Source organism: Alterinioella nitratireducens (assembly GCF_013155465.1).
Classification (GTDB): Bacteria; Pseudomonadota; Alphaproteobacteria; order Rhodobacterales; family Rhodobacteraceae; genus Alterinioella; species Alterinioella nitratireducens.
On record NZ_JABJVX010000012.1, the window covers coordinates 33,035 to 49,587 of the forward strand.

Below are 16,553 nucleotides of genomic sequence, written 5' to 3' on the forward strand. Positions count from 1 at the left end.
AACCAAACCCGCCCCCGTTGGTTCTGCCTAGATGGGAACCTTTCGCCAAAAACTGACCGCGCCGATCCACAAATGGGCCAGGACCGCCCTGCCAACCCTCTCCGATACCGAGCGTGACGCGCTTGAAGCGGGGGATGTCTGGTGGGAGGCGGAGCTTTTCTCCGGCAACCCGGACTGGGACATGCTGCACGCGGTCAAGGCACCGCGCCTCAGCGACAAGGAACAGGCCTTTCTCGATGGCCCCTGCCGCGAATTATGCGGCATGATCGACGACTGGAAGATCAACCAGCTCGATGCCGACCTGCCCCCCGAGATCTGGACCTTCCTGCGCGAGAAGAAATTCTTCGGGATGATCATCCCCGAATCCCATGGCGGTCTGGGTTTCTCGGCCTTCGCCCATTCCGAGGTCGTGCGTTTCCTCTCGACCCGCTCGGTCGCGGTTGCCGTCACCGTCATGGTGCCCAACTCGCTGGGGCCGGGCGAGTTGATGCTGCATTTCGGCACCGACGCGCAGAAGGACGACTGGCTGCCACGCCTGGCCAGCGGCGAGGAGTTGCCCGCCTTCGGCCTGACCAGCGCCGAGGCCGGGTCGGACGCCTCGGCGATGCGCGACGAGGGCGTCGTGTGCAAGGGCGAGTGGAACGGCGAGGAGGTGTTGGGTATCCGCCTCAACTGGGCCAAGCGCTATATCACCCTTGCCCCCGTCTGCACCGTGCTGGGGCTGGCCTTCAAGCTGCGCGATCCCGATGGGCTTCTGGGCGACGAGGAGGAGATCGGCATCACCTGCGCCCTTGTCCCCACCGATCTGGACGGGGTCGAGACCGGGCGGCGGCACCTGCCATCCTCGACCATGTTCATGAACGGGCCGACCACCGGCAAGGACGTGTTCATCCCGCTGTCCAACATCATCGGCGGCAAGGACTATGCCGGGCAGGGCTGGATGATGCTGATGACCGCGCTGGCCGCGGGCCGGGGCATTTCGCTGCCCTCGATGGGCTGTGCCGCCATCGCGCTGTCGGCGCATACCACCGGGGCTTATGCCCGCATCCGCGAGCAGTTCAACCTGCCCATCGGCATGTTCGGCGGGGTGCAGTCGCGCATGGGCCGCCTGGCTGCCGATGCCTATTCGATGGACGCCGCGCGCCACCTGACCTGCGCCGGACTGGACGAAGGCCGCGCCCTCAGCGTGATTTCCGCGATCATGAAGGCGCATGCGACCTACCGGATGCGGGAGGCGCTGAATGACGCGATGGACGTGCATTCGGGCAAGGCGGTGATCGACGGGCCGTCGAATTACCTGCTGCCCTTCTACCGCGCCGTGCCGATCGGGATTACCGTCGAGGGGGCCAATATCGTCACCCGAAGCCTGATCATCTTCGGCCAGGGCTCGATCCGTGCGCATCCGCATATGCTGGAGAATATTCAATCGCTTGGCGTCGAGGACGAGGAGGAATCGCTCGCCCGCTTCGACAAGAGCCTCTGGGCCCATATCGGCCACACGACCAAGACGTTCTTCCGCGCCTGGGGCCGGGCCTGGACCGGCGGCCTCTTCGCGCCCGCGCCAAAAGGCGTCGGGCCGGTCGCGCCCATCTATCGCAAGCTCTCACGCTGGTCCGCGGCCTATGCCCTGACCGCCGATTTCGCGTTCCTGACGCTCGGCGGCGCGCTCAAGCGCAAGGAGATGATTTCGGGGAGAATGGGCGATGTGCTGTCCGAGATGTATATCCTCTCGGCCACGCTGAAACGCTGGCAGGACGAGGGGCGGAACGAGGCCGACCTGCCCGTGGTCCGCTACGCCGCCGAGCGTGGCTTTGGCCGGATGCAGGAGGCGCTGGATGGGGTTCTGGCAAATTTCCCGGCCCGGTGGGCGGCATGGATTTTGCGCTTTGTGACCCTGACCGGATCGGCCCCGAAAACGCCCGATGACCGGCTGGTCGCGGAGTGCTCGGACCTGATATTCGAGCCCTCCGACACCCGCGACCGCATCGTCGGGCGCATCTTCGAGGGCTGCCATTCGGACGGTATCGAGACGCTCAACCGCTGCTACGCCGCCGTGACCGGGGCCGCGCCCCTGATGAAGAAGCTGCGCGAGGCCGGAAAGACGCCCGAGCAGGCGCTCGAGGCCGGGATCATCGGCGAAAGTGACATGCAACAGATCAACGACATGCAGGCCCTGGTGGATGAGGTCGTCGCGGTGGATGATTATTCCCCCGAAGACCTCGCCACGCTTTTCCCGAACCTGCATCAACCAACGGCGAGGGCTGCGGAATGAACGATCGTCCTGTCTATCTTGTCGATGGGGCCAGAACCCCCTTTCTCAAGGCGCGCGGCGGGCCGGGGCCCTTTACTCCCGTCGATCTGGCGGTGCAGGCGGGCAGACCCCTGCTCATGCGCCAGCCCTTCGCGCGCGATGCCTTCGACCTGGTGATCCTGGGCTGCGTCAATGTCATCGCGGACGAAATGAACCCCGCCCGTGTCGCCGCCCTGCGTCTTGGCATGGGCGAGGACATGGTCGCCTTCACGACGCAGATCAATTGCGGCTCGGGGATGCAATCCATCGACACCGCCTTTCGCTATATCCGCGAGGGCAAGCAGGATCTGATCCTTGCCGGCGGCGCCGAGGCGCTGAGCCATGCGCCGCTGGTCCTGCGCCAGGGCGCGGTCGAATGGTTCGCCGAGATGAACCGCGCCAGGGGGCCGGTGGCGCAGGCGCGCGCCATGGCAGGGCTGCGGCCCGATTTCTTCAAACCCGTCATCGGGCTGGAACGTGGCCTGACCGACCCGATCACCACGCTGAACATGGGGCAGACGGCCGAGGTTCTGGCGCATCGCTTCGGGATCGACCGGAAGACCGCCGATGCCTATGCGATGGACAGCCACCACCGGCTTGCGAAAGCGCAGGAGGAAGGCTGGCTTGACGACGAGGTCATGACCGCCTTCGACAGCGAGGATGGGGAGGTCTATGACCATGATGACGGCGTGCGACCCGACAATGACATGGAGTCGCTGGCCAAGCTCTCGCCCGCCTTCGAGAAACCCTATGGCCAGGTCACCCCCGGCAATTCCAGCCAGATCACCGATGGCGCGTCCTGGGTGATCGTCGCCTCCGAGGCCGCGGTCGAGGAACACGGGCTGAAACCCATCGCCCGCATCGTCGACAGCGAATGGGCGGGGCTGGACCCTTCCGTCATGGGGCTCGGGCCGGTCTTGTGCGCCACGCCGCTGGTCATGCGCAACGGCTACGCTCTCGACGGGATCGACCTGTGGGAATTGAACGAGGCCTTCGCGGCACAGGTGCTGTCCTGCATTGCGGCCTGGAACGACGCCGATTTCTGCCGCGATATTCTGGGGCTGGAGGGGGCCTTCGGCCTGATTGACCGCGACAGGCTCAACGTCGATGGCGGCGCGATCTCGCTTGGCCATCCGGTCGGCACCAGCGGCAACCGCATCGTGCTGCACCTGGCCAATGCCATGAAACGGCGCGGCGACAAGATCGGCGTGGCGACGGAATGTATCGGCGGCGGATTGGGCGGCGCGATGTTGCTGGAGGCTGTGTGATGACCAAACCCGTTCTGGACCATCTGGGAGAGACCAAACTGGCGCTTGGGCCGATCACCGGCGCGGGCGATGGCGACTGGCACCACGCAGTCGATGAGGGGGGCACCGTCTGGCTGGCGCTCGACCGAAAGGGCAGCAGCGTCAACACGATTTCCGAAGGCGTGCTGAAGGGCCTCGCGGGTCACCTCGACGCGCTTGAGGCCGACACGCCCAAGGCGCTGGTGATCCGATCCGCCAAGCCCGCAGGCTTCGCCGCCGGGGCCGACATCACCGGCTTCGACGCGATGTCGGAGGAGGGCGCGGAAGACCTGCTGCGTCAAGGCCATGACGTGCTGGTCCGGCTGGAGGCGCTGGATTGCCCGACGATCTGCGTCACCCATGGCGCGGCGCTTGGCGCGGGCTTCGAACTGGCGCTGGCCTGCGACTGGCGCATTGCCGTTGACGGGGCCTCCTTCGGCTTTCCCGAGGTGCGCCTCGGCCTGCATCCCGGTCTTGGCGGCACCTTCCGCCTGCCTGCGCTGATCGAGCCGACCGAGGCGATGACCCTGATGTTGACCGGCAAATCGGCCCATACGAAAAAGGCGAAATCGCTCGGCATCGCCGATGTCGTCTGCGAGGAGCGCCATGTCGAGGCGGCTATCGAGGCCATCATCGCCGGTGACGTCGAAAAACACGGCGCGGGGCTGTCCTCGCACGCGTTCAGGCTCGGCCCCGCCCGAAATCTCGCCGCGCGCCGGATGCGCAGCGAAGCCGCCAAGCAGGCCCCGCCGGAACATTACCCCGCCCCCGAGGCGCTGATTGCGCTCTGGGAAGAGCATGGCGATGACCGCGCCGCGATGCAGGAGGGCGAGATTGCCTCCTTCGCGGAGCTGCTGAAAACCGAGACGTCGAAGAACCTGCGCCGGGTGTTCTTCCTGCGCCAGGGCCTCAAGGACAAGGCGAGGGGCGAGGACGAGATCGCCCATGTCCATGTCGTCGGCGCCGGGGCCATGGGCGGCGAGATCGCCGCTTGGGCCGCGCTGCAAGGCAAGACCGTGACGCTTGGCGATGTCGAAACCGGCCCGATCGGCGCGGCGTTGAAACAGGCGCGCAAGGTCTGCAAGGACAAGCACCTGAGCAGCACCGAGGCGCGCGATGCGCTGGACCGGCTTATCCCCGACATGCGCGGCTATGGTGTCGCCCGCGCCGATCTGGTGATCGAGGCGGCCCCCGAGAAACCCGATCTCAAGGGCAAGATCTACGCCGATCTGGGCAAGGGGATGAAACCGGGCTCGATCCTGGCCACCAACACCTCAAGCCTGCCATTGGCGGAACTGGCGAAGAAGGCCAAGACGCCGACACGCTTTGCGGGGCTGCATTTCTTCAATCCTGTTTCCAAGCTGGAACTGGTCGAGGTCGTGGCGCATGACAAGACCTCAAAGGCGACGCTGGACAGGCTTTCCGCGTTTTGCGGTGCCATCGACCGGCTGCCCGTCCTGGTGCAGGATTATCCCGGTTTCCTCGTCAACCGCGCGCTGACGCCCTACCTGCTGGAGGCGATGGTGCTGATGGAGGAGGGCGTGCCGAAAGAGGTGATCGACAGTGCCGCGATTGATTTCGGCATGCCGATGGGCCCCGTCACGCTGGCCGACCAGGTGGGGCTGGATATCTGCCTGCATGTCGCCGAGAGCCTCAAGGAGCATCTCGACAAGCCCATGCCCGACGTGACCGCCGCCTTGCGCGACAAGGTCGAGGCGGGCGAGTCCGGCAAGAAGGCGGGGCAGGGGTTCTATGACTGGTCGGACGGCACCCCGCATCCCGACACCGAGGATGAAGGCCCCGCCGACCTGACCGACCGGCTGATCCTGCCGATGCTGGATGCCTGCGTCGAATGCCTGCGCAAGGACATTGCCCGCGACGCCGATGAGGTTGACGCCGCGCTGATCTTCGCCACCGGCTTCGCGCCGTTCCGGGGCGGGCCGATGCACCATGCCAAGGCGCGCGGCGTCGAGGAAGTGCGCGCCACGCTGTCCGACCTTGCCGCCCGCCACGGGCCGCGCTTCGAGCCTGATGAAGGGTGGTCGGACCTTGCCTGAGACCTTCCGGGATGCCGACGAACTGGCCGCAAGGATCATCGAGGCCACGGGCGGCGAGGTCAGGCTGGCCCTGCCCCTGGGCCTCGGCAAGCCGGTCACGCTGCTCAATGCGCTGACCCGCGCCGCCTGCGACGACCCTTCCGTCAGCCTCTCGATCTTCACCGCGCTGACGCTGGAGGCGCCCGCGCCGGGCTCGGACATGGGCCAACGCCTGCTGAACCCCGCCAAGGAGCGTCTTTTCGGGGCCTATCCCGAGATTCTCTATGCAACGCTGCTGCGCGAGGGGCGCCTGCCCGACAATATCGAGGTGAACGAGTTCTTCCTGCTGGCGGGCCGCTGGTTGGGCGTCGACCGGATGCAGCAAAGCTATATCTCGGCCAATTACACCCATGCCCGCGACGTTCTGATCGCGGCCAATCCGAACGTGCTGATCCAGCTTCTGGCGCGCGAGGGCGACCTTTATTCCCTCTCCTGCAACACCGATATCACCGCCGACCTGCTGGACCGGCGCAAAGAGGGCCGGATGGCGTTCCTGATGGCGGGCGAGGTCAATGACCAGCTTCCCTTCATGCCCGGCCCCTCTGCCGAGATCGGCCCCGAGACGCTGCAATACTGCCTTGAGCCGGAGGCGCAGTTCGAGCTCTTCTCTGCCGTGCGTCAGCCGGTCTCGACGGCACATCACGCCATCGGCGCGCATGTCGCGGGGCTGGTCAGGGATGGTGGCACGCTGCAACTGGGCATTGGCCAGACCGGTGACGCCGTCGCGCATGCGCTGATCCTGCGCCACGAGGGGCAGCTGGCGCGCGTGCTGCACGATCTTGCGCCCGATACCGGCGACACCGGCCCGTTCGAGACCGGCCTCTACGGGTGCGCCGAAATGCTGGTGCGCGGCTTGCTGGAACTGTTCGAGGCGGGGATCGTCACGCGCCGCGTCGATGGGGCCGCCATCCATGCCGGCTTTTTTGTCGAGGATCGCGATTTCTATACCCGCCTGCGCGAGATGCCCGCCGAGACACGCGCCCTGATCCAGATGCGCCCCGTCAGCTTCACCAACGCGCTTTACGGGGATGAGCCCGCCAAGCGCGCCGCCCGCGTCGATGGGCGCTTCGTCAACAGCGCGATGAAGGCCAGCCTTCTGGGCGCGGTCGCCTCGGACATCACCGACGATGGCCAGACCGTCAGCGGTGTCGGCGGGCAGGTCAATTTCGTCGATCAGGCCTTTGCGCTGGAAGGCGCGCGCTCGATCATCACGCTGCCCGCGACGCGCGAGAGCGGCGGCAAGACGGTTTCGAACATCGCCTGGGAATTGCCCTTCGCCACCGTGCCCCACCACCTGCGCGACATCATCGTCACCGAATATGGCGTGGCCGACCTGCGCGGCCAGCCCGATCACGAGGTCGTGGCGCGGATGCTGGCGATCACCGATGCGCGGTTCCAGGCGGAGCTTTTGCAAAAGGCGCAGGGCGCGGGCAAGATCGGCAAGGATTACCGCCTGCCCGACACGGAAAACACGCCCGAGCGGCTGGCGTCGTGGCGCAAGACGCATCGCGACGCGTTGCCGGATTTCCCCTTCGGCAGTGATTTCGATGCGGTGGAACGCCTGCTGCTGCCCGCGCTGGAGCGGCTCAACCTGGCCAGCCACAGCCCCCTGTCGCTGGCCCGGCTGGTCTGGACGACGCTGCGCGCCCCCGCGCCGGCGCATGAGGCGCGGGCCATGTCGCGCATGGGGTTCGACGAACGCGCCAGCCTGCTGGAACCCATCGGCGCGCGCGCCCTGCGCGGTGCGCTGCGGCTGGAGGCAACGGAAACATAGCGCGCTACAGCGTGTCGTCGGCCTCGGGCTCACCGGGGATGTTGCGGTCCAGCACCCGCTTGATCTCCCTCACCAGGGCGTCGCGATCCGCGTCGGGGTTGTCCTGCGGCTCCTGCGCAAGGCGGGTCAGCACTTTCTTCAGCCACCCCTTGCGGTCGCCTGCGGAATAGCCCTCATCGGCCAGCACATCCATGATCTCCTCACGCGAGAGGTCGTCGCCAATTTCTGGCAGGGATTTGGCGGGTGTCATGTCAGCCTCCTTTCAATTGGGACGGGTCAGCGCAGGGTGAAGAGCAACGCGATGCCGCCCAGATAGGTCGCCGCCACCAGGTAGGTATCCAGCCCGATCCCGAACAGCGCCGGATCGCGCCGCTCGATCAGGCCGGCGACATAGATCGCGGTGACGAGGATCCCGATCAGCCCGGCGACGATCGAGAACATGCCGACCTCATTCAGGACCGCGCCGCCCGGATAGGCCAGATCGACCAGGAAGATCACCCCGATATCGAAGAGGTTGGTGCCGAAGATATCCGAGGCCGCCATCACGTAACGCCCCAGTCTGACGGCGGCCAGAACGGTGCTGATCTCGGGCAGCGAGGTCGAGATGGCGACGAAGACCGCGCCGAAGAAACTGTCGCCAAGCCCGGTGCGCTCGGCCAATGCCTCGCCGCTGGTCGACAGGACATAGCCCATGACCAGGATCGCCAGGGCGGCCAGGCCCGTGGCACCCAGAAGTTGCGCGCGGCTCAGGTCGCGCTTGGGGTCGTCGGTCTCGATCTCGGACGAGGGCGGCTCGCCGATCACTTTCCAGGCCGGGTTGTCCTCGGCCCGCGCCACCATGCGGATGCAATAGACGAAGAGCGCCGCCAGCCCCCAGGTCCAGAGGCCCGCGCCCGCAAACGCGATGTCACCCACCCCGATTCCCGCCAGCGTGCCCGCGACCAGGATGATGCCAAGCACGCCCTGCAGCAGCACGATGGGGTCGGGCACGGCCTCGGTCAGGGCGCTCTTGCGAATGGCCATGTCGGCCAGCGCCAGCACCGTGACCTGCATCGCGAAGCCGCCAAGCAGGTTGTTCACCGCCAGCGCCGCGTTGCCGCCAAGGGCCGCCGTGCCGGTGACGGCGATCTCGGGCAGCGAGGTGACCCCGCCCAGAAGGATGACGCCGAGGACGGCCTGCCCGATCCCGAACTCGCGCGCGATGGCATCGGCATAGCGCGACAGCCGCGTGCCCGCGACCCAGACCGCGTCGGCGGCCAGGATGAAGGCCGCGACGGTGATCCAGAGGGGGAGATCGGCAAAAGGGCTCATGGCGTCACCGGATGAACCTGTCCCAGTCGCCGAAGCTGCTATAGACCGGCCCGCGCGGAATGCTGAGACCGATCAGCGCCAGGCCGCAAGCCGCCGAAAAGGCCAGCCCGCCCCAGGACGCCCCCGCCACCAGCGGCGCGAACAGCAGCACGATCCCCATCAGCATGTTCAGGAACCGGGCCAGGCGCACCACCGGGGCCAGCGCCGCGACCGTGACCGTGATCACCAGCGCGCCGATGATATGGTTGGTCGCGGCCACCCCGCCACCCCAGGGGAAGACCAGCGGCGACAGCATCAGCAGGGCCCCGACCCCGAGCGAGGCCATCAGCGTCCACGGAAAGGTCATGCCACCATTCAGCATGTCGTAGACGATGGCGCGCGGCCCGCGCTCGAAATCGTCGATGCGGCGCTTGTCGGGGCCCTCATCGGTGTCGCCGGTGAAGAAGACGCGCAGCCAGGGCTGGCCCGCGCGGTGACGGCGGCGCAGGAACTGGAAGGTCGCGACCAGCTCATCCAGCGAATAGGGGATCTGCCAGACCATCGCGGCGGCGGCGATGAGGGCCAGCGTCGAATAGGTGCCGATCACGATGGGCTGGATCACGATGAAGAAGATCGACACCGCGCCAAGCGGCACGATCATGATGCCGAACAGCACCACCAGCCACGGCATGGTGCGCCAGCGGGCCGAGGTGCCCATGGCACCCACCAGGATCTCCAGAGCATAGGTCAGCGCGCCGACCCCGGCATCGGGCACCGGCCAGCTTTCCGAGACATCCGAGGTGATGATCTGTTCGGTCCCGTTCTGCCCTTGCAGCGTGCCGGGAAAGAACGGCTCCCAGACCTGGTCTATGCTTTCCAGCTGATAGCCCGTCAGGTAGCGCGAGGTCAGCAGGCCGACGACCGCCAGGATGATCACCGGCAGGCGCTGGAACCAGTCCGAGGGCGAATAGCTCCACCCCTCGGGGATGGTCGGCCCGGTCTGCGCGGCAACGGGCGAGACCCCCGGCATCGGCCCGAGGCAGAGCGCGAAGGCAACCGCCAGCATCCCGACGATGGTGCCGTTGAGATAGGCGGCACCGTTCGCCGTCCAGAAGACCAGCGGCGCGAACATGATCCAGACGCCGATCCCGGCGGCGGCAAACCGTGCCCAGGGCATGCGCCAGGACAGGGACAGCATCGCGAAGAGGAACAGCAGAAGACCGGCCACAACGTCGCTCAGGATCATCCCCGGATCGTCATAGCCCAACATCGGCGGCGAGGTCATCAGCCAGATGCCTAGCCCCGCATTGGCCCATCCGGCCCAGAGGCTGGCGCGGTGCTGTTCGCGGTATTCCGTCTCGTGGCGCAGCCGCAGCGCCTCGGCATCCTCCACCCGCGCATCGGCGGCGCGCAGCCAGGGCGGCGGCGTGATCCCGTTCATCTCGTACCAGTCCAGCGGATCGGCTTTCAGCGCCTCGACCAGCACCGGCAGCTTGTCGGCGATGCGGTCCTCGGGTTCCCAATCCAGCAGGCGGCGCGCCTTGGAAATGTCCAGCGCGTAGTGATCCGAGGACATGTCGATCATGAAGGGCCGGATGAAGGGCTTTTCGCCCTCGTCCAGCGCATCGGGCACGACGGGCTCAGACTCCGTCTCCAGCTTGGCGCCCAGTTTTGCGACGGGGGCGGGCAGGACCAGCGTGGCCCAGGTCTCCTCGCCATGGATCAGTTCGCCGAGGGTGTCTTGCAGCGCCTCATAGCTCATCGTGTCGGGCTCACCGGCCAGGATCACCTCGCCGGTGTCCAGATCGGCACGCCGGTCGATCACGCGTTTGAAGAGATCCAGCATGTCGCCTTGATGCAGGAACGCCTGCCCGGCACGACGGTCGCCGGAAAACACATGGGATTTGAAATCCCGCTCATAGATGCGCGCGATCTGGTGGCTCAGCGTCGGCACCGCGGTCTTGTCATCGTAAAGCCCCGCCAGGTGCAGGAAGATCGTGGAAATGTCGCCCGCCTCCTCGCGGATGATCTCCTCGGTGCGGGCCTTGGATCGCGGATAGGCCCAGGCGGGTGCGATGGGGGTGTCCTCGCTGATACGCTCGCCCGGCACGCCGGCCGCATGCACCAGCATGGTGCCGGAATAGACGAATTGCTCGACCTCGGCGGCTTGCAGCGCGCGCAAGAGGTTGCGGGTGCCCTCTTCGTTCACGGCCTCGTATTGCGGGCGCTCCTCGCCGCTGAAATCGAAATAGGCGGCCAGGTGGACGACCGAGGCGATGCGACCGCCTTCGGTCTTCTCGCCGATCTCATCGACCGCGCGCGCCATCGACCCAGGATCGGTGATGTCGCAACCGATCATGTCCTTGCGCCCCTTGCACAGGTCAGGCAGGTCCAGCCCGATCACCCTGTAGCTGCGCGCGAGCTTTTTCCTGAGGTTGGTGCCGATATTCCCGGCGGCCCCGGTGATGACGACAACCGGCTTGTCCTGATCTGCCATGTGATCCCCATTGAACCAATTCGCAGACCCAACGCATCGGGCGCGAGTTGGTTCAAATGGGGATGTGGGGGGCGGGGTTGGTCGGCGGTGAGGAGGCCGAGCACGCCCCGGCCCAATGGGTCAAGGATTGCCGAGATCAGCGAAATGGCGCGCGGGGTCCATCCTCTGATGCAATATTCGCAGGATCAGAATGCCGCCGTCGGTCTGTTTGAAGTAAATGGCGTGACTGTGCCCTGATTGGCGCGCCGCGCGCCGGGATGAATATCGCCAATCTCCCGCCCCCGTGACGGGGATTCGGCCAAAGCTGCGAAGCGATCGTAAATATCATCAATATAGACCTCGGTCTTGGCCGCACAAATTGCGTGAGGGTGTAGAGGTAGATGTCGATGATGTCCTGTTCGGCCTCGCGGCTCAGCTTGACGTCAAGCGTCACCGAGCAGTCCTTGCGCACGCGCTTCCCGCTTCGCCGCGTCGATCAGCTCCTGTTTCGAGCGCTCGCCGATGCCGCTCGCTTCGGCCCGCGCCAGCAGGTCCCGCAGCTCGCGCGCGGCAGTCGCGCGGCGATCCTGGTCATGGCGCACGAGATCGCGGAAGTATTCGCTCACATTGCCATAGCGGCCTGCGGCGATCTGCGTCTCGACATACGCCGTCAGTTGTTCGGGCATGGAAATCGTCACTCGTGACATTGCATATCTCCGATTATCATAACTGATCATAACTAATAGGAGCGCGCGGTGCAACTCGGTCCCTCAGCACGCTCGCGACGCTTAAGTCGAGCCCTACGGCCCTATCCGGGCGTATCGGGGCGAGTGGGCAAAGGGGAGATGGTGCTGTGAGAGAGGATTGAACTCTCGACCTCACCCTTACCAAGGGTGTGCTCTACCACTGAGCTACCACAGCATTCCGGGCGGCCCCTGTTCCGGGGCGGCGTGGGCGGTGAATTAGCGGCAATTGTTCATCGGTGCAAGGGGTAACTGGACGGTTTTTCCCGCAGCCTGTAAGACTGCCGATATGAACGGATCGAACTCGGATCAGCACGGGCGGACGACCAAACCGGCGAAACCCGCCCGGACCCGCGAAGAGCGGTTGAAGGCGGCGCTCAAGGCCAATATGGGCAGGCGCAAGGCGCAGGCACGGGCACGCGCAGCGCAGGATGATGACAAGAGTGACGGCTGATCCTTACCCGGATCGGCGATGAGGAAAAGGCAGGTGACAGGTTGGATCGAATAGTCATTCAGGGCGGGGCGGAGCTTTCGGGCGCGATTCCCATCGCGGGGGCCAAGAACGCCTGCCTGACGCTGATGCCCGCGACGCTTCTGTCGGATGAACCGCTGACGCTGACCAACGCGCCGCGCCTCTCGGACATCCGCACCATGACCGAACTGCTGCAATCGCTGGGGGCCGAGGTCACGGCGCTGAATGACGGCAAGGTCATCGCCATGTCGTCCCACAAAGCGAACAACCACGTCGCGCATTACGACATCGTGCGCAAGATGCGGGCCTCGAACCTCGTGCTGGGGCCGCTTCTGGCGCGTCACCACCGCGCCGAAGTGAGCCTGCCTGGCGGCTGCGCCATCGGCGCGCGGCCAATGGACCTGCATATCACCGCGCTGGAGGCGATGGGCGCCACGATCGAACTGCGCGACGGCTACCTCCATGCCGAGGCGCAGGGCGGGCTGAAAGGCGCCGAGATCACGCTCGATTTCGCCTCGGTCGGCGCGACCGAGAACACCGTCATGGCGGCGACGTTGGCGAAAGGCACGACCGTGCTGCAGAACGCCGCGCGTGAGCCCGAGATCGTCGACCTTGTGAAATGCCTGCGCGCCATGGGGGCCGAGATCGAGGGCGAGGGCACATCGACCATCACCATCGAGGGCGTCGAGCGTCTGCATGGCGCGACCCACCCCGTTGTCACCGACCGGATCGAGCTTGGCACCTACATGCTGGCCCCCGCGATCACGGGCGGCGAGGTGGAGCTTCTGGGCGGTCGGCTGGACCTGGTCGAAAGCTTCGTTGCCAAGCTGGACGAGGCCGGGATAGACGTCTCGGAAACGCCGCGCGGGTTGATGGTGAAACGCTCCAACGGGCGGGTGCGCGCGGTCAATGTCGTGACCGAGCCCTTCCCCGGGTTCCCCACCGATCTTCAGGCGCAGATGATGGCGCTGATGTGTACCGCCGATGGTGTCTCCGTGCTGGAGGAAAAGATCTTCGAGAACCGCTTCATGCACGCGCCGGAACTGGTCCGCATGGGGGCCGATATCGACGTGCAGGGCGGTCATGCCACCGTCACGGGCGTCGACAAGCTGCGCGGTGCGCCGGTGATGGCGACCGACCTGCGCGCCTCGGTGTCGCTGATCCTCGCGGCGCTGGCCGCCGAGGGCGAAACCGTGGTCAACCGCGTCTATCACCTGGATCGCGGCTATGAACATGTCGTGGCCAAGCTGGCGGGCGTCGGCGCGCGCATCGAACGGGTGCATGGCGATGTCTGATGCACGTTTCGAGGATGGCGGCGCCAAGCCGATGGCGCTGCGGGCGCTGGACCAAGATGACCTCAAGGTGATCTCGACGCTGACGCAGGACGCGGTGTTCCCGATCACGGAAATGACCTGGGACCGCAAGAAGCGCCGCTTCGCCCTCCTGATCAACCGCTTCCGCTGGGAGGAGGGCGCCCGCGTCGGCGACCACCCGCCCGAGCGTGTGCAATCGGTGCTGGTGATCGAGGATGCGATGGCAGTGGCAAGCCAGGGCATCGACCTGGCCGACAAGGACACCGTCCTGTCGCTGCTGGCGCTGGACTGGGAGGCCGGCGAGGAGGGCACGGGCCGGATCACGCTGGTGCTGGCCGGTGACGGCGCGGTGGCGGTCGATGTGGAATGCCTTGAGGTGACGCTGCGCGACGTGACCCGGCCTTATTACGCCCCCTCCGGCAAGGTGCCGGGACATGGCCCATGATCTGGCGCTGGCGGCGCAGACCTGCCGCCGCTATCCGCCGCCTTTGCCCCGAGGACGCCGCGATCTGGCGCGACCTGCGGCTCGAGGCGCTGCTGCACCACCCCGAGGCCTATGGCTCCAGCCATGACGACTGGGCCGGACAGCCGCTGTCGGCCTTTGCCGCGCGGCTGGAGAAAGGCACCATCCTGGGGGCCTTCGCGGACCAGGCCCTGATCGGCTCCACCGCGCTGGACCCTATGCCAACCGACCCGCGAACCGGCGAGTTGACCGCGGTCTATGTCAAGACCGGCCATCGCGGGCGGGGCATTGCGCGGGCGCTCTTTCGGGCCGCCGAGGTCGAGGCAAAGGCGCAGGGCATGACCCGGCTCAGCCTGACGGTGGCCACAAGCAACGCGGCGGCGATCCGGTTCTACGAGCGGGCCGGGTTCCGCTCCGAGGGCGAGGCACCGCGCACATTGGCCAGTGACGGGCGCCTGCTGGAGCTTGTGCGCATGGCGCGCGTCATCCGCGCTTGAGGCCGGGGGCCGTGCGCGCTATTGGGCAAATGCCCAAGGATGAAAGACAAATGCCCCAGTTCCTCGACAGCACCGCCCCCGATTTCGATGCCCGTTTCAAGGCCCTTCTGGAGATGAAGCGCGAGGACGCGCCGGATGTGGATGACACGGTCGCCGCGATCATCGCGGATGTGCGCAGGCGCGGCGATGCGGCGCTGATCGAGCTGACCGAGCGCTTCGACCGCCTGACCCTGACCCCCGACCGCTTCGCCTTCACCCCCGAGGAGATCGCGGAAGCCATCGAGGAGGTGCCGCAGGCCGAACGCGACGCCCTCGAACTGGCCGCCGCCCGCATCCGCGCCTACCACGCGCGCCAGATGCCTGACGACGAAAGCTGGACCGATGAGACCGGGGCCACCCTCGGCTGGCGCTGGACACCGGTTTCGGCGGCGGGGCTCTACGTGCCGGGGGGGCTGGCCTCCTATCCATCCTCCGTCTTGATGAACGCCATTCCGGCGGCGGTGGCGGGGGTCGAAACACTCGTCATCTGCGCGCCCACGCCGGAGGGAAAGGTCAACCCGCTGGTCCTGCTGGCGGCACATCTGTCGGGCGTGAAGACCGTCTACCGCTTGGGCGGCGCGCAGGCGATCGCGGCCATGGCCTATGGCACCGAAACCATAGCGCCCGTCGACAAGATAACCGGGCCGGGCAACGCCTATGTCGCGGCAGCCAAGCGGCGCGTCTTCGGCAAGGTCGGCATCGACATGATCGCGGGCCCCTCCGAGATCCTGGTGATCGCCGACAAGGATAATGACCCCGACTGGATCGCGCTGGACTTGCTGTCCCAGGCCGAACATGACGAAAGCGCGCAGTCGATCCTGATCACAGACGATGCCGATTTTGGCCGCGCCGTTGCGCAAGCCGTGGAAAACCGCCTCGAAACCCTCGACCGGCGCGCCATCGCGGGCGCAAGCTGGCGGGATTTCGGTGCGGTCATCACGGTGCGCGACCTCGATGAGGCCGCCACCCTCTCGGACCGGATCGCGCCCGAACATCTGGAGCTTTGCGTCGCCGACGCGGAGGCGCTGGCCGCAAAGGTCCGTCACGCGGGCGCTCTCTTCCTCGGGCCCTGGACGCCCGAGGCCATCGGCGATTATGTCGGCGGCCCCAACCACGTTCTGCCCACGGCACGCTCGGCGCGGTTTTCCTCCGGCCTCTCGGTGATGGATTTCCTCAAGCGCACGACTGTGGCAAAACTGACGCCTGCCGCCCTGAAGGCCATCGGTCCGGCGGCGGAAACGCTGGCAAACTCCGAAAGCTTGCAGGCACATGGGGGCTCGGTCCGCGCGCGGCTGGACCGTCTGAACGAGGGGGAGTGAGACGATGAGCGGCGATATCTGCCATATCGAGATTGACGACAGCGGGCTGCCTGCGCCCACGCCCGAGATCGAGCAGGAACGCAAGGTGGCGATTTTCGACCTGCTGGAGGCAAATAACTTCGCGCTGCCCGCGCAGGACGGGCGTACCGCGCCAGGTGGCCCCTACAAGCTGCACCTGGGCATCCGCGACCGCCGCCTTGTCTTCGATATCGACACCGAGGCGGGCGAGGATGCGGCGGAATTTCACCTCTCGCTCAGCCCGTTCAAGCAGGTGGTCAAGGATTACTGGCAGATCTGCGAAAGCTATTTCGACGCGGTGAAACGGCTGCCCCCCTCGCAGATCGAGGCCATCGACATGGGCCGCCGCGGCATCCACGATGAAGGCGCGCGGGTGTTGCAGGAACGGCTCGACGGCAAGGCGGATGTGGACCACGACACGGCAAGGCGCCTCTTCACGCTGGTCTGCGTATTGCATTACGGTGGCTGAGCGTGGAT

The 16,553-nt window shown here is 66.4% G+C and carries 14 protein-coding genes and 1 tRNA gene; 10 read left to right on the plus strand and 5 right to left on the minus strand.

What is annotated here, in order from left to right; translation table 11 throughout:
* Positions 1–31: 31 nt before the first annotated feature.
* From HNS34_RS16390 to HNS34_RS16405, 4 genes are read left to right on the plus strand one after another with little or no spacing between them, the layout of a single operon-like run.
* Entirely contained in the window at positions 32–2,272 is a 2,241-nt protein-coding gene (locus HNS34_RS16390) for an acyl-CoA dehydrogenase (RefSeq protein ID WP_172321180.1), read from the plus strand.
* Positions 2,269–3,558, plus strand: a complete 1,290-nt coding sequence (locus HNS34_RS16395) for an acetyl-CoA C-acetyltransferase (RefSeq protein WP_172321181.1) — start codon at positions 2,269–2,271, stop codon at positions 3,556–3,558. The genes HNS34_RS16390 and HNS34_RS16395 overlap by 4 nt, the downstream gene beginning before the upstream one ends.
* Complete coding sequence (locus HNS34_RS16400; RefSeq protein WP_172321182.1) at positions 3,558–5,633, plus strand: 3-hydroxyacyl-CoA dehydrogenase NAD-binding domain-containing protein; 2,076 nt, start codon at positions 3,558–3,560, stop codon at positions 5,631–5,633. Before HNS34_RS16395 ends, HNS34_RS16400 begins: the two co-directional genes overlap by 1 nt.
* On the plus strand, positions 5,626–7,446 hold the full coding sequence (locus tag HNS34_RS16405; RefSeq protein WP_235952780.1) for an acetyl-CoA hydrolase/transferase C-terminal domain-containing protein: 1,821 nt from the start codon (positions 5,626–5,628) through the stop codon (positions 7,444–7,446). The genes HNS34_RS16400 and HNS34_RS16405 overlap by 8 nt, the downstream gene beginning before the upstream one ends.
* A 4-nt stretch (positions 7,447–7,450) precedes the next feature.
* Here HNS34_RS16405 and HNS34_RS16410 read toward each other — a convergent pair whose 3' ends face one another.
* The 5 genes from HNS34_RS16410 to HNS34_RS16430 form a co-directional block, all read right to left on the minus strand.
* A complete protein-coding gene (locus tag HNS34_RS16410; RefSeq protein WP_172321184.1) occupies positions 7,451–7,696 on the minus strand; it encodes a hypothetical protein in 246 nt (81 codons plus the stop codon).
* A gap of 26 nt (positions 7,697–7,722) precedes the next feature.
* Positions 7,723–8,757 (minus strand): sodium:calcium antiporter, encoded by a 1,035-nt coding sequence (locus tag HNS34_RS16415; protein WP_172321185.1) that lies wholly within the window; start codon positions 8,755–8,757, stop codon positions 7,723–7,725.
* Positions 8,758–8,761: 4 nt separating this feature from the next.
* The gene (locus HNS34_RS16420; protein ID WP_172321186.1) at positions 8,762–11,233 is read right to left on the minus strand and encodes an NAD-dependent epimerase/dehydratase family protein; all 2,472 of its coding nucleotides are present in this window, start codon (positions 11,231–11,233) and stop codon (positions 8,762–8,764) included.
* 422 nt (positions 11,234–11,655) lie between these two features.
* On the minus strand, positions 11,656–11,919 hold the full coding sequence (locus HNS34_RS16425; protein ID WP_172321187.1) for a type II toxin-antitoxin system ParD family antitoxin: 264 nt from the start codon (positions 11,917–11,919) through the stop codon (positions 11,656–11,658).
* A 139-nt stretch (positions 11,920–12,058) separates the two neighbouring features.
* Positions 12,059–12,133 (minus strand) — tRNA-Thr (locus HNS34_RS16430).
* Positions 12,134–12,244: 111 nt separating this feature from the next.
* Between HNS34_RS16430 and HNS34_RS16435 the strand changes: the two genes are divergently transcribed.
* From HNS34_RS16435 to HNS34_RS16460, 6 genes are read left to right on the plus strand one after another with little or no spacing between them, the layout of a single operon-like run.
* A complete protein-coding gene (locus tag HNS34_RS16435) occupies positions 12,245–12,409 on the plus strand; it encodes a hypothetical protein (RefSeq protein WP_172321188.1) in 165 nt (54 codons plus the stop codon).
* A 41-nt stretch (positions 12,410–12,450) separates the two neighbouring features.
* Entirely contained in the window at positions 12,451–13,722 is a 1,272-nt protein-coding gene (murA, locus tag HNS34_RS16440) for a UDP-N-acetylglucosamine 1-carboxyvinyltransferase (protein WP_172321189.1), read from the plus strand.
* Positions 13,709–14,185 (plus strand): DUF2948 family protein, encoded by a 477-nt coding sequence (locus tag HNS34_RS16445; protein WP_172321190.1) that lies wholly within the window; start codon positions 13,709–13,711, stop codon positions 14,183–14,185. Before murA ends, HNS34_RS16445 begins: the two co-directional genes overlap by 14 nt.
* Complete coding sequence (locus tag HNS34_RS16450; protein WP_172321191.1) at positions 14,182–14,700, plus strand: GNAT family N-acetyltransferase; 519 nt, start codon at positions 14,182–14,184, stop codon at positions 14,698–14,700. Before HNS34_RS16445 ends, HNS34_RS16450 begins: the two co-directional genes overlap by 4 nt.
* A gap of 50 nt (positions 14,701–14,750) precedes the next feature.
* Positions 14,751–16,058: a histidinol dehydrogenase gene (gene hisD / locus HNS34_RS16455; RefSeq protein ID WP_172321192.1), complete on the plus strand. Its 1,308-nt coding sequence runs from the start codon at positions 14,751–14,753 to the stop codon at positions 16,056–16,058.
* A 4-nt stretch (positions 16,059–16,062) separates the two neighbouring features.
* Positions 16,063–16,545, plus strand: coding sequence for a UPF0262 family protein (locus HNS34_RS16460; protein ID WP_172321193.1), 483 nt, complete (start codon positions 16,063–16,065; stop codon positions 16,543–16,545).
* Positions 16,546–16,553 lie beyond the last annotated feature (8 nt).

What these genes read in the sequence shown, in the direction of transcription:
- HNS34_RS16390 (WP_172321180.1), top strand. Translation starts at nt 32, where the DNA reads ATGGGAACCTTTCGCCAAAAACTGACCGCGCCGATCCACAAATGGGCC.
- HNS34_RS16395 (WP_172321181.1), top strand. Translation starts at nt 2,269, where the DNA reads ATGAACGATCGTCCTGTCTATCTTGTCGATGGGGCCAGAACCCCCTTT.
- HNS34_RS16400 (WP_172321182.1), top strand. Translation starts at nt 3,558, where the DNA reads ATGACCAAACCCGTTCTGGACCATCTGGGAGAGACCAAACTGGCGCTT.
- HNS34_RS16410 (WP_172321184.1), bottom strand. Translation starts at nt 7,696, where the DNA reads ATGACACCCGCCAAATCCCTGCCAGAAATTGGCGACGACCTCTCGCGT.
- HNS34_RS16415 (WP_172321185.1), bottom strand. Translation starts at nt 8,757, where the DNA reads ATGAGCCCTTTTGCCGATCTCCCCCTCTGGATCACCGTCGCGGCCTTC.
- HNS34_RS16420 (WP_172321186.1), bottom strand. Translation starts at nt 11,233, where the DNA reads ATGGCAGATCAGGACAAGCCGGTTGTCGTCATCACCGGGGCCGCCGGG.
- HNS34_RS16425 (WP_172321187.1), bottom strand. Translation starts at nt 11,919, where the DNA reads ATGTCACGAGTGACGATTTCCATGCCCGAACAACTGACGGCGTATGTC.
- HNS34_RS16435 (WP_172321188.1), top strand. Translation starts at nt 12,245, where the DNA reads ATGAACGGATCGAACTCGGATCAGCACGGGCGGACGACCAAACCGGCG.
- HNS34_RS16445 (WP_172321190.1), top strand. Translation starts at nt 13,709, where the DNA reads ATGGCGATGTCTGATGCACGTTTCGAGGATGGCGGCGCCAAGCCGATG.
- HNS34_RS16450 (WP_172321191.1), top strand. Translation starts at nt 14,182, where the DNA reads ATGATCTGGCGCTGGCGGCGCAGACCTGCCGCCGCTATCCGCCGCCTT.
- hisD (WP_172321192.1), top strand. Translation starts at nt 14,751, where the DNA reads ATGCCCCAGTTCCTCGACAGCACCGCCCCCGATTTCGATGCCCGTTTC.
- HNS34_RS16460 (WP_172321193.1), top strand. Translation starts at nt 16,063, where the DNA reads ATGAGCGGCGATATCTGCCATATCGAGATTGACGACAGCGGGCTGCCT.